The organism is Mesorhizobium sp. B2-7-1, from assembly GCF_006440735.1.
In the GTDB taxonomy this organism is placed as follows: Bacteria; Pseudomonadota; Alphaproteobacteria; order Rhizobiales; family Rhizobiaceae; genus Mesorhizobium.
Genome location: NZ_VFUA01000157.1, coordinates 1 through 11,660, shown reverse-complemented (window position 1 = coordinate 11,660; position 11,660 = coordinate 1). Strand labels below are relative to the sequence as shown.

The window sequence follows — 11,660 nt, the reverse complement described above, 5'->3', positions numbered from 1 at the left end:
AAAGGCATGGTGCATCAAGCCGCGACGCGCGACCAGGCGCGCAGCGATCTTGTCGAGCGCTGGGATCGCGACAGGCAGGCGGAGCCTGACGCAAGCCGGATCATCCTCAGTCACACGAACGACGAGGTGCGCGCGCTGAACCAGGCGGCACGCGGGCGTATGCGCGCTGCTGGAGATCTCGCTGACGATGTTCACGTGGATGTGGAACGCGGCGCAAGGAACTTCGCGAGGGGCGACCGCGTCATGTTCCTGCGCAACGAGCGCGGGCTCGGCGTCAAGAACGGCACGCTCGGTGTGATCGAGGAGGTCAGCACGCAAAGGATGACGGTTCGAACCGACGACGGCAGGTCTGTGCGCTTTGACCTGAAAGACTATACCCACATCGACCACGGCTATGCCGCAACCATTCACAAGGCCCAGGGCATGACCGTCGACCGGACCCATATCCTGGCAACGCCGGGCATGGATGCGCACGGCAGCTACGTCTCCCTGTCGCGTCATCGCGACAGGATGGACCTGCACTACGGCAGCGACGACTTCGCGACACGCGACCGGCTCGTCCGCACGCTGTCACGCGACCGTGCCAAGGACATGGCGTCGGATTACGAGCAGGCCAATCCGGCGCAGAGCTTTGCAGAGCGGCGTGGGATCACCTTCCGCGAGCGTGTGGTCGAGATCGTGCGCCGCATCGTTCCGGAGAAGCTGCGCGACAGGATCGGCGAGTTGCTGGACGGATTGCGCTCGCCCGGAGACGCCGCGCCAGGCCAGGATCTCGGGCGCGGACCGGGAGAGGAAGATGTTGGAGCGAAAATCGGTGATGTCGGCGCTGCGCCTCGGCCAGACGCTCCCGCCAGGGGAGCGCAGCCCGAAACAGATGTGCAGGTTGACCCGGAAGCGGCGCTGCGCAGCGCTCGCACGAAAGCGCTCGTCCGTCACGCGCGTATAATCGATGCGATCCTCAGCACTGGAAATGCGGATGGGCAGGGAAGTCCCGAGCAGATGCGCGAGTTGAGGGATGCCCGTAACGCTTTCGAGAAGGTTCGGCCCCACGGCTGGCGCGATGCCGAAGCGGCGTATGTGAAAAATCCTGAGCTGATTCCTGAGGCGGGGGCCGGCCGCGTCAATCGCATCGTTCTTGAAACAGAAATCCGCACCGGTCTGGACACCGATCCGAGCCGCCGCGCAGACCGTTTCGTGGAACGCTGGCAAAAGCTCGATCGAACGAGCCAGGGCCAATACCAGGCCGGCGACATGTCGGGCTACAAGTCAACGCGCTCCGCTATGTCCGACATGGCCAAGAGCCTTGAACGCGATCCGCAGCTTGAATCCCTGCTTGCGAACCGCAAGCGCGAGCTTGGCATCAACGTGGAGTCGGGTCGTCGTCTGGGCGCGGAACTCGCCTTCAGCCACGGTATCGGTAAGGGGCGGGGCATTGGGATCTAAGACCTGCCGATTTGCCGCCGTTTCCACTCCGCGGTCGGCTGAGGCGACAAACCTGATTGCCTCCGGCATGGGTTCGTCCTGTATGTCCCCGCAGAGACCAGCAGGAACCAGTGAGGTGCAGGCAAGCTATGTCCGAGCCGGATCGTATCATACGCCTCCAAACCGTCCTTGCCCGGACCGGCCTGTCTCGCTCGACCATCTATCGCAAGATCGCCGAAGGCACATTCCCGGCCCAGATCAAGATCAGCTTAAACGGGGCGGGCTGGCGCGAATCCGATGTTAATCGATGGATTGCTGACCCTGTCTGCTGGTGCCCCAGACCGGGGCGGAACAATAGCGACTAGCGACATCGGCATAGGAACCCTGCCCCCAATGCAATAGATTCCGAGTGTGATTTCATTCTCTAAGCTTATGGCGCGGCAGGCCATTCTGTCCGCCCGTCTGCCGTTGAAACAGGCAACGGAGTAGCCGTAGCTCAGGTTCACAGGTTCGAAGGCCGAGGAATCAAGCCTGCTGCCGGAGCACGGTGTGGGGATAGAGGTCCTCAGACATGCTGAAGGAAAACATCGGCATCGTATCGCCATAACAAAAGCCGGGACTTCTGAGAGTGCCGACTATGCTCGCTCCTCCCAGCTTATGGTCGATCGACGGGACGCAAAGCGCGTCAAGTTCTTGATCTGGGCCCATGCTCCCGTAGCGCGTATCCGCGCTAAGTGTTCAAGGTATTGCGGATCGTCCGAAAGTTCATTCTGCTCTGCCCGGCCGCGGAGGTAATAAATGAGCGTTATCGCGCACATTAGGATCAGAGAGCGGACAGCTTCCGCCACGCCGTTCGATGGCACGAACGGCAGATAGATAAGCCACCAATTGATGACTTTGGCAAAATACGATGGATGAGCAAAATATCGGTACAGCCCAGCTGTGTTCAGGCCCCGCCTCGAGAGATTCGAGAACCGCAGGCCAAACGATATGTTGGCGACGAGGTTCGTTCCAAGCGCCGATGCAATGAGCACGCACCACATAAAGTCCAGCGCGCTTCCTTTCGGAATCAATGATGTCCAGTCTTTGGCAGGCTCGTAGTGATTAAACCACGTAATCGCCGAATTACTGAACGGATAGTAGCAAATGAGAGTCACGATCCAAGCGCCTACGTGAGAAAACGTCGCTTTATAATGGGTATCGAGAACTCGCAGGGCCAGCGAATACCCTATGGCCACGAATATGGTTTCAACAACTAACGCTTTCGCAATCAGATACGCGAGGATCGATCGCGGCGTTAAGTGGACCACATCCAACAAGGACATCTCGGAGGCATGCATGAGGCCGGGAATGGCGGCCAGTGCCCACGGCAAGAAGAAAGCTCGCAGGGCGTAGCTCAGGGCAAACTGCTTCGCCCCTTCCGTCAGGCTCGCCCCCGGACGCTTTGTTATCCAGCGGCCAAATTGCCATGCTTCGTCCAGGGGGGTCGTCTGATTGCGATCCGTCAGGATAATATAGATTGGGCTCAATATCACCAGAATTGGCAGAAGCCGAAGTATGGCTGCGAACACTACATCTGCCCGCGCCATCTCCTGATTTTCCTTGGAACACCAGTAGTAGAGCGCTATTGCAGACCAGCAACACCAGTGGGCCAAAAGCTTAAAGGTACATCGACCGATGTTCCAGCCGTTTAAGGGAAGCGAGAAATCTAGCCCCGTCGATGGGCGTCGATGCACCTTCAGGGCCGAGAGTTCGTACAAAGCCATCGTCATTGCGGGCAAAAGTAGAACTAGCAGAACTGTATCGACATCGTTTAGAACTAGGTGACGGGCAATCTCCCAAGCCGTGAGAATCCCGAAAATACCTAAGACCCATGTGAGCGTAGCACAATCGGACCTTCGTGAAGCGAATCGATCTGTCATGATCTATCAGGATTCGGGATCAGCCATTCCCGATTCCCGTGTCGTTCCCGCCTCCATTGCCGGTGCCGTTACCGGTTCCATTGCCGGTGCCGTTCCCGGTTCCATTGCCGGTCCCGTTTGCATTCCCATTCGCGGCTCCATTCCCCGCCCCGCCGCCGTGCTCTATATGGTCTGAACCGGTGCCTCTAATGCTAATGCAACTGACGTCGGCTACCGTGCCGTCGCACTGTCGGACCCAGATGGAGGACTGGGGTTGAGCGTGGCAGCCCCCCAAGCCGAGAATCGATAGAAGGCCACATGCAAGACCAGCACCCAACAAGAGGGCCTTTGACCCAGAAGATTGTTGCATCTGATTCGCCACCCGATCCGCTTTCGATCAGTCCAAATTTGCCCGCGTATGGCTGGAAATCACCATACGCCATACGCAGTGATGCCGACGGATCCGCTTTCTTCGCCGACTATTGAAGCGCATTTTCACAACCGGGAAGCCTGGGATTTGCCAGGCATAGACATGTCGGCGTCTGAGCATTGGCGGGATCCGAGCAAGAAATGGCGGGGGACGAGGAATTGGAATGGTGGCGCACGGCGTTGGCGATGAGGCCGCCGGTGACGCCGCCTGTGACGCCTGCGACGGCCGCGCCGGTGATCACCGCGCCGAGACCGGAACCCGAGCCGATGCCGTCGGTGACGAGGGCGGCTCCGCCTTTTTCACCAACCCTGAACGTCTTGACATGGGTTACCACCGGCGCCGTGCCCGTTCTGTCGGCGCCGATCGTCACCACGTCCTGGAATCTTGTGCCATCCGCCAATTGATAGGGCGCCAGGACCTGGGTTCCGGAAACAGCACAACCGGAGAGCACTAACGCGCTTGCCGTCAGCAGGTGCCTGGCGCACTTCCGCGTCGGACGAACGTTGCGGAAACGAGAATGAAACATATAAAGCATGGGCCCCCCATGTGCCGCCCCGGCAACGTGTCAACAAGATCGACATTGCGATGCTAGGGGAGCCGAGTTTGCCTGCATCCCCCAAACGAGGGAGGCAAGCCCACTGGTCAGAGAGCCACTGGCAACCGATCTGCGTTCGTGCAAGGGTTGCATCGCGGAGTTGGGTTGGATCGGGGGTGAAGGGGTTTGTGGAGTGAAAGTTCTGGTCATGCCGCGCTAAATCGAACCGTGCGGAGGGCGCTGTCCATGGAATCTCCCGATAGGCAATATGCGAGCGATCATGGCGTCGCGTGAAAAGCGTTTGTCGTCTGAGATCGCGGACCTCGCCGCGGTCATCAATACCGCGGCTTGTGACGTAAACCGCTGGAGTGACGTCGCCCGGGCGGTGCAGGACTTTATTCCAGGATCGAAGATCCTGTTTCAAGTGGTGGAGGAGGAAAGCACAGCCGTTCACCAGGTTGTCCATTCCGGCTTCAATAATAAGACCATACAGGCCTACGGCGACTACTATTGGAAGGTTAATCCCTGGACCAAGGGTGCGAACGAGATGCACATGTCTTCGTTCAAAAGCTCGTCAGATTTGTACCCGGAAAAATTGCTGTGGCAGACGGAATTTTTCACGGACTTTGTGGACCACGAGCGTGAATGCGATGCGGCGACCGCCTTAAAATTTGCCGCTCACAAGGAGCGATACGCGCTGTTGGCCGTGCATCATGATTTTCGGCATCACCAACAGATGCACGCTCGGGGAAAGGCCCTGTTGCAAACCCTTGTGCCCGCCCTTCGATCGGCGCTCGAGGTAAACCGCCTCACCAACCCGACTTTTCATCTGTCGGGGGGACGTGGATTGATCGACCAACTCGTCGACCCGGCAATAGTCCTCGATCCGGATTGCCGCCTGCTGGCATCTAACGCGCCGGCGAACAAGCTTCTGGCCGATGCCAGGGTCTTGCGGGTCAAGGCGAGGGACATCGTCGAGATGAGGAACGTCCAGGCGAGCGCGGCCTTCGCCCGGCTTGTCCGCGACAGTTGCGCCATATTGCAAGATCGCGCCAGGCCGAACGATCTGATCGTCAACGCCCGATCGGGCAGCTACACCGTCACCTGCGTGCCAATGGCCATCGACCAGACGAACGCCTTGCCGGCCGGACTGCTGTCGATCTTTGCGCCGAGAACCGTCGCCATGGTGATCGTCCGCCCCCACGCTCCCGAAGACCGGTCAGCGCTCATCGGGGAGTTGCGCCTACATTTCGGACTAACCAAGGCGGAAGTCAGCCTGATCCTGGAGTTCGAGCGGGGAGGGACCTTGTCGGAGATCGCCGAGCGGGTCGGGGTGTCGCGCTCGACCATCCAGACGCATCTCAAGGCGATCTTCGCCAAGACAGGAACGACCAGACAACGCGACGTTGTGACCCTGGTCACCCGCCACCGGGCTCTCCGCAAGCAGTTTTTCCTCGAGGATTCTTGAAGGCGCTCACGTGCTGCCGCCGGCGCATAGCTGGATGATCGGAGATCGTCATCTGGATAACGTTGACGATCATTAAAAGTCCACCGGTCTTCTGATCGTGCTGTGTCGGATGCTCTGATCGAGTGCAGGTATGGAGAGGCCCTTTATGCAAGTATATTTGGCTTCCTCGCAGCGCAGGAAAAGTTGACGGCGCACTAGTTGGCCGCGTCGACCGCTTCCCTAGTGGAGACTGGAGGTGCGTAGCATCGGCTCTTTCTTCGAAATCGGCTGGATTGTTAGTAGGCGCTATTGGGTTTTGGCTTCGGGGCCGAGACCCCACTGCGGTCCTGGACGCCGCTTGTTTCAATGGCCGTCTTTCGCGCAGCGCTGCCTGTTACCTGCACTCGCGATGTCCGCTTTCGGTGAATTAACGAAACCGGGGGAGTGGCTACCACTGGGCGCATTGCTAACATTAATTGGGAAACAGATAACCCCTAGAGCCGCCTGTAGATACTGCCCTCGTCTATGTGTTCGCGGTACCGCGTGACAAGCGCACACCAGGCCCACCGCCATTCTCTGGAATGAATTCTATTCCGGCTGCTTCGAGCGATAGCTTCAGCGCTTGCAGGATGGATTCAGATGCGGGTTTCGAACCACGTTCGAACTGCACGATCGTCCTCAAGCTTACCTTGGATAGATCCGACAGTTCCTGTTGAGAAATGTCGAGAAGCCCACGGGCCGCGCGAATTTGGGCCGCACTTACCTTCATTGTTCAAATGCCCTGTTGCACAAAAAGTGCAAATATGCTTGTTTTAGGAAGCGACCGTTGGAAGTGGTCCCCCGCTTCTAACAGTCTAACCACGCCCACGCTTTGCGGAGCTCGGATCATGGCTGATTCCGACCATAGCACGACTATGCCTTTCGTCACGAATGGCAGGGATACGGCGTCGAACCGGTTGCCGGATGCAGACCCCCCGATTCTATTGCTCCGAGATTGGTTGCGGGCGCAGCATGTTTCTCAGGTCCTTTGCCGTCTTCAACAGCGTCTGGAGAGGCGGTATCTCGACGCTAGAGGCTCGGAAGCTAATGACAAGCAGGTGGCTTACTCGATCGCCTGCCAAGCGGAGGTCGAGTCCTCCATTGTGGCTTTGAAGCTTCAGGACAAGCTACCCCAAATACGGGCGCGGTCGCTTCTCGGTGTCGTCGCCAAGCTCGAAATCATCGCTGGCGCAGATCGCGATATCGATGATCCAACAGACTTTCCCTGGCCGCATATTGCTTCGGTCCTTGCCGACTTGAAGGAAATTGCCGGAAGCCTGCCGCTTGAGCGGCCTGAGCGAACCGTCGTCCAGGCGGACTGTAGACTTTATCAGGAAATAGCGGCCGATCTGGTCCGTCTGGAAAAGCAGGCCTCTGATCTGGTCTTGAGGGGAGCGCCTGTCGTTGGCATCAGCTCACGATAGAAGTCCTTCGGTCCACCATGTTTGTTCAACCAATGCGGCTCAGTGCTAACAGGGGTTTTTCGTTACGACAGGTTTGAATCGGAGTATCGGATCAGGGCGAAGTTTGTCCCAATAGCACGCCTTACTATCCCTTTCTGCGACCGCCCATTATGGCGAATTCCCTCGTCTTGCGCATGAGCGCATCGTGCGAGGCATGGAGGAGCTACGTTTTCTTGGCATTCTTGATGGCCGGCAGCCATGCTGCCGACTGCCATCGTTCGGGCTATTATCTCCCCCGCTATTTTTGCCCCGTCGCAAGCTGTTCCTGCAATGGTTGTGAAGTCCCGAAAGCGGGTCTTGCAAGAGCCACCCGACCGGGCGATTCTGCGTCTTGCAAGCGCTCTCGCTCGCCAAGCGGCCCGCGAAGACCATGCGCGTGAACAAGCCGAGAAGACTCACCATGAATCGGACAGCGATCTACGCACGCTTCTCAACCGACCTCCAGAATGAGCGATCGATTGACGATCAACTCGCCTTATGCCGTGCATACGCAGACCGTGAGGGGTTGAACGTTGTCGCAACGTTTGACGACCGAGCACGCTCCGGTGGCTCCGTCCTGGGCCGTGACGGTTTACTTCACCTCATGGACAAAGCGCGTGAGCACGAATTCGACGTGCTCGTCGTAGAGGCACTTGATCGACTCTCGCGCGACATGGAAGACCTTGCGGGCATTCACAAGCGCCTTTCATTTCTCGGTATCGAAATTCGTGCCGTTCACGAAGGCGTGGTGAACACGGTCTTGGTCGGCCTGCGCGGTCTCGTTGGCCAGTTGTATCGAGAGGACATCGCTCACAAAGTCCGTAGGGGCCAAGCCGGCCGAGTCAACAAAGGGCTTCATGCCGGCGGATTGACATATGGCTATTCGTACGTGCTGGGCGACCCCGGGAAGCGGATGATCGAAGAGGATGAAGCCGACATCGTGCGTCGTGTCTTTCGAGAGTATGTCGAAGGGCAAACCCCGCGCGATATCGCTCACGATCTAAACAGAGACCGCATACCGCCGCCTCGCGGTAGAGCCTGGAATGCCTCTACCATCAATGGAAATGTGCAAAGGGGGACGGGGCTGCTTAACAATGAGCTTTATGCTGGCCGACTGATCTGGAACAGGGTCAGAATGATCAAGGATCCTGATACGGGGAAACGTGTCTCGCGTCCAAATCCCAAGGGCGAATGGCGAGTAGTCGTAGTACCGGACCTCGCCATTGTCTCGTCCGACCTGTTCGACGCAGCACAAGCACGCAAGAAGGCGCGTGCAACCACCCCTCCAAGCCATCAACGCCGACCACGGCATATGCTGGCTGGGCTTCTGAGATGCGGTGCCTGTGGTGCAGGAATGTCTTCAAAAGGCACGGACAAGTCCAAGCGCATTCGCATCCGCTGTTCGGCCGCGACAGAAAGCGGGACATGCGCTGATCCGAAGACCTTCTATTTAGATACCGTCGAAACTGCAGTTCTGAGCGGGCTTACCGCCGAGTTGCGCCGTCCCGATGTGATTGCCCAGTACGTCCAGACGTACCACGAAGAACGGAAGCGCTTGGCAGCCGACATCGATGCCAGGCGCACTCATTTGGAGCGACGGCTTGGAGAACTATCTCGCGAGATCGAGCGGCTGGTCAACGCCATTGCCAAGGGCCACGGCGACGCAGCCGTACTGGGACCGCAATCAACATCGCTGAATGAAGAGCGCAAGTGCATTTTGGCTGAGTTGGATCAGGTGCCGGCCGCGACCGGAGTGATCGCGCTGCACCCTACCGTGCTGGCAAGGTACGAGGAACAACTGAACCAACTTCAGGCCGGGCTTGCCAAGGGCATTGCTTCTGGCGATTCCGAATGTGCGGAGGCAATGCGCGACTTGGTCGAAACCGTCACCGTGTTTCGAGATTCGTCGAGAACCGGCGGGGTTGAAGTCGAAATCGCCGGCCGACTGACAGCGCTCTTGGGCGAGCGTGCCTTCCCCCACGGCATCAAAGGAGTGGGGGGAATGGTGGTAGCGGGAGAGGGACTTGAACCCCCGACCCCAGGATTATGATTCCCGTGCTCTAACCAACTGAGCTACCCCGCCAGGGTGGCAAATGGCCCGCAAAACCGTCCTGGATGGACGGGCGTCGCGAGGCGTTCGCCAAGGTCGCGCGGATATAAGGTTGGGAGGGTGAGCCTGTCAAGCTTGGATGAGGCCGACATGCCGGCATAATCGGGCCGGCATAATCTCATCCCAGAAAAGCTTTGCCGGACAGACACTCAGGGCACGTCCCGGGGTTGAGTTCGGCGGGGCACGTCGCTATGTCTCGGCCATGAAATTCTAGAGTTTGAGCGAATGAAGCCGCGCATCGCCGTCCTCGGTTGCGGATACTGGGGCAGCAACCATATCCGCACCCTCAAGGCGCTTGGCGCGCTGCATGCCGTTTCCGACGTCAACCGCGCTCGCGCCGAAGGTTTCGCCAGCGAGCAGGATTGCCTGGCGATCGAGCCGGACATGCTGTTCGAGCGAACCGACATCGACGCCATCGTCATGGCGCTGCCGCCGCAATTCCATGCCGACACCGCGGTACGCGCCGTCGAGAGCGGCAAGGACGTGCTGGTGGAAAAGCCGATCGCGCTGACCGTCGCCGATGCCGAGCGCGCCGTGAAGGCGGCAAAAGACAATGGCCGCGTGTTCATGGTCGGCCATGTGCTGCGCTTCCATCCGGCCTTCGAGACGCTGAAGGCGCTGATCGACAATGGCGAGCTGGGCGAGGTGCGCTACATTCACTCGCACAGGCTCGGCCTGGGCAAGTTCCACACCGAGAACGACGCGCTTTGGGATCTGGCGCCGCACGATTTGTCGATGATCCTCGCCATCACCGGCACCGAGCCGATCGAGGTGAGGGGCGAGGGCGCGGCGCTCCTCGACAATCTCAGCGACTTCGCGCATCTGCATATGCGTTTCCCGAACGGCCTGCGCAGCCATCTCTTCGCCTCGCGCCTCAATCCCTATCGCGAGCGGCGGCTGACGGTCGTCGGCACCAAGGCGATGGCGGTGTTCGACGACGTCGAGCCCTGGGAGCGCAAGCTTGCCGTCTACCGCCACGCGGTCTGGCAGGACAGCGGCCAGTGGGCATTCACCGCCAATGAGCCTTCCTATGTGCCGGTCGGCGAAGGCATGCCGCTGACGCGCGAGCTTGCCCATTTCATGCAATGCATCGAGACGCGCGCCGAGCCGCGCACCGACGGCGAGGAAGCGATCCGGGTGCTGCGCATCCTGACCGCCGGCACGGTGATCCATACCGGCTCGTCCGCCTGAGCCGATCCTGAAGCGGCAATCAGACTGAGAATTTACTCGGCGGGAATCTGCGCCGGCCTGGCGGCTAGCCTGGACAGCATGGCCTCGGCCTCGGCGCCGCGTTCGGAGCGCTCGATGAAGCCGCCGCCGAACACGCGCGCCTCGTTGCCGTCGTCGGAATAGAGCACGCAGGCCTGCCCAGGCGCGATGCCGGACTCGCCGTCGGCCAGCTCGACGGAGGTCACGCCGTCGCGGTGACGCAGCACGGCCGGGCGTGGCGGCCTGGTCGAGCGGACTTTTGCGAAAAGCTCGATACCGCCGGCCGGAACGTCCGACAGCGGCCCATCGCCCAGCCAGTTCATGTTGCGCAGATAGATCTTGTGCGTCTCCAGCGCCTCGCGCGGGCCGACGATGACGCGCGCCCGGTCGGCGTCGAGATGGACGACATAGAGCGGCTCGCCCGAGGCGATGCCGATGCCGCGGCGCTGGCCGATCGTGTAGCGCAGAATGCCTTCGTGGCGGCCGAGCACGCGGCCGTCGATATGGACGATGTCGCCGGGATTGGCGGCGGCCGGCTTCAGCTTGGCGATGATGTCGGAATACTTGCCCTGCGGCACGAAGCAGATGTCCTGGCTGTCCTGCTTGGCGGCGACGGTCAGACCCATCTCCTCGGCGATGGCGCGGACCTGCGGCTTCGACAGACCGCCGAGCGGAAATCGCAGGTAATCGATCTGCGCCTGCGTGGTGGCGAACAGGAAATAGCTCTGGTCGCGGTCGGCGTCGACCGGCCGGTAGAGCGCGCGATGCGCGCCATTGGCGCGCGAACGGATGTAATGGCCGGTGGCCAAAGCGTCGGCGCCGAGATCCTGCGCGGTCGCCAGAAGATCGGCGAACTTCACCGTCTGATTGCAGGACACGCAAGGGATCGGCGTCTCGCCGGCGACATAGCTCTCGGCGAAGGGATCGATGACCGCCTTGCGGAAGCGCTCCTCGTAGTCGAGCACGTAATGCGGGATGCCGAGCGTCTCGGAGACAAGGCGGGCATCGTCGATATCCTGCCCGGCGCAGCACGAACCGGCGCGATGAGTGGCCGCGCCGTGATCGTAAAGCTGCAGCGTCACGCCGACGACGTCATAGCCTTCGCGCTTCAGGATGCCTGCGACC

At 60.0% G+C, this 11,660-nt stretch carries 10 protein-coding genes, 1 tRNA gene and 1 pseudogene; 7 read left to right on the top strand and 5 right to left on the bottom strand.

Annotated elements, in window-relative coordinates:
- A pseudogene (locus tag FJ471_RS32680) lies at nucleotides 1–1,443 on the top strand (Ti-type conjugative transfer relaxase TraA); the annotation flags it as partial.
- Between the two features lie 128 nt (nucleotides 1,444–1,571).
- Complete coding sequence (locus tag FJ471_RS32675; RefSeq protein WP_140809746.1) at nucleotides 1,572–1,787, top strand: AlpA family phage regulatory protein; 216 nt, start codon at nucleotides 1,572–1,574, stop codon at nucleotides 1,785–1,787.
- 270 nt (nucleotides 1,788–2,057) lie between these two features.
- Here FJ471_RS32675 and FJ471_RS32670 read toward each other — a convergent pair whose 3' ends face one another.
- On the bottom strand, nucleotides 2,058–3,011 hold the full coding sequence (locus FJ471_RS32670; RefSeq protein ID WP_181179913.1) for a DUF1295 domain-containing protein: 954 nt from the start codon (nucleotides 3,009–3,011) through the stop codon (nucleotides 2,058–2,060).
- Between the two features lie 331 nt (nucleotides 3,012–3,342).
- Here FJ471_RS32670 and FJ471_RS35005 point away from each other — a divergent pair, with 331 nt between their 5' ends.
- Nucleotides 3,343–3,519, top strand: a complete 177-nt coding sequence (locus FJ471_RS35005) for a hypothetical protein (RefSeq protein ID WP_181179911.1) — start codon at nucleotides 3,343–3,345, stop codon at nucleotides 3,517–3,519.
- 283 nt (nucleotides 3,520–3,802) lie between these two features.
- Here the strand turns inward: FJ471_RS35005 and FJ471_RS32660 are convergent, their stop codons facing one another.
- A complete protein-coding gene (locus FJ471_RS32660; protein ID WP_140809742.1) occupies nucleotides 3,803–4,288 on the bottom strand; it encodes a hypothetical protein in 486 nt (161 codons plus the stop codon).
- A gap of 280 nt (nucleotides 4,289–4,568) precedes the next feature.
- Between FJ471_RS32660 and FJ471_RS32655 the strand changes: the two genes are divergently transcribed.
- Complete coding sequence (locus FJ471_RS32655) at nucleotides 4,569–5,756, top strand: hypothetical protein (RefSeq protein WP_181179909.1); 1,188 nt, start codon at nucleotides 4,569–4,571, stop codon at nucleotides 5,754–5,756.
- A gap of 502 nt (nucleotides 5,757–6,258) precedes the next feature.
- Here FJ471_RS32655 and FJ471_RS32650 read toward each other — a convergent pair.
- On the bottom strand, nucleotides 6,259–6,504 hold the full coding sequence (locus FJ471_RS32650) for a helix-turn-helix transcriptional regulator (RefSeq protein ID WP_140809738.1): 246 nt from the start codon (nucleotides 6,502–6,504) through the stop codon (nucleotides 6,259–6,261).
- A 118-nt stretch (nucleotides 6,505–6,622) separates the two neighbouring features.
- Here FJ471_RS32650 and FJ471_RS32645 point away from each other — a divergent pair, with 118 nt between their 5' ends.
- Both FJ471_RS32645 and FJ471_RS32640 read left to right on the top strand, forming a co-directional pair.
- Nucleotides 6,623–7,198, top strand: coding sequence for a hypothetical protein (locus tag FJ471_RS32645; RefSeq protein ID WP_140809736.1), 576 nt, complete (start codon nucleotides 6,623–6,625; stop codon nucleotides 7,196–7,198).
- A gap of 409 nt (nucleotides 7,199–7,607) precedes the next feature.
- Complete coding sequence (locus tag FJ471_RS32640) at nucleotides 7,608–9,266, top strand: recombinase family protein (protein WP_348643392.1); 1,659 nt, start codon at nucleotides 7,608–7,610, stop codon at nucleotides 9,264–9,266.
- On the opposite strand, the gene FJ471_RS32635 is transcribed toward FJ471_RS32640, so the two are convergent.
- Nucleotides 9,223–9,299: transfer RNA gene (locus tag FJ471_RS32635), tRNA-Met, on the bottom strand. The genes FJ471_RS32640 and FJ471_RS32635 overlap by 44 nt on opposite strands.
- Before the next feature lie 252 nt (nucleotides 9,300–9,551).
- Between FJ471_RS32635 and FJ471_RS32630 the strand changes: the two genes are divergently transcribed.
- Nucleotides 9,552–10,517: a Gfo/Idh/MocA family oxidoreductase gene (locus tag FJ471_RS32630; protein ID WP_140809734.1), complete on the top strand. Its 966-nt coding sequence runs from the start codon at nucleotides 9,552–9,554 to the stop codon at nucleotides 10,515–10,517.
- A gap of 32 nt (nucleotides 10,518–10,549) precedes the next feature.
- Here the strand turns inward: FJ471_RS32630 and mnmA are convergent.
- The coding region (mnmA, locus tag FJ471_RS32625) for a tRNA 2-thiouridine(34) synthase MnmA (RefSeq protein WP_140809732.1) at nucleotides 10,550–11,660 on the bottom strand (1,111 nt) is incomplete at its 5' end.

What these genes read in the sequence shown, in the direction of transcription:
- FJ471_RS32670 (WP_181179913.1), bottom strand. Translation starts at nt 3,011, where the DNA reads ATGGCGCGGGCAGATGTAGTGTTCGCAGCCATACTTCGGCTTCTGCCA.
- FJ471_RS32650 (WP_140809738.1), bottom strand. Translation starts at nt 6,504, where the DNA reads ATGAAGGTAAGTGCGGCCCAAATTCGCGCGGCCCGTGGGCTTCTCGAC.
- FJ471_RS32640 (WP_348643392.1), top strand. Translation starts at nt 7,608, where the DNA reads ATGCGCGTGAACAAGCCGAGAAGACTCACCATGAATCGGACAGCGATC.
- FJ471_RS32655 (WP_181179909.1), top strand. Translation starts at nt 4,569, where the DNA reads ATGGCGTCGCGTGAAAAGCGTTTGTCGTCTGAGATCGCGGACCTCGCC.
- FJ471_RS35005 (WP_181179911.1), top strand. Translation starts at nt 3,343, where the DNA reads ATGATCTATCAGGATTCGGGATCAGCCATTCCCGATTCCCGTGTCGTT.
- FJ471_RS32660 (WP_140809742.1), bottom strand. Translation starts at nt 4,288, where the DNA reads ATGCTTTATATGTTTCATTCTCGTTTCCGCAACGTTCGTCCGACGCGG.
- FJ471_RS32630 (WP_140809734.1), top strand. Translation starts at nt 9,552, where the DNA reads ATGAAGCCGCGCATCGCCGTCCTCGGTTGCGGATACTGGGGCAGCAAC.
- FJ471_RS32645 (WP_140809736.1), top strand. Translation starts at nt 6,623, where the DNA reads ATGGCTGATTCCGACCATAGCACGACTATGCCTTTCGTCACGAATGGC.
- FJ471_RS32675 (WP_140809746.1), top strand. Translation starts at nt 1,572, where the DNA reads ATGTCCGAGCCGGATCGTATCATACGCCTCCAAACCGTCCTTGCCCGG.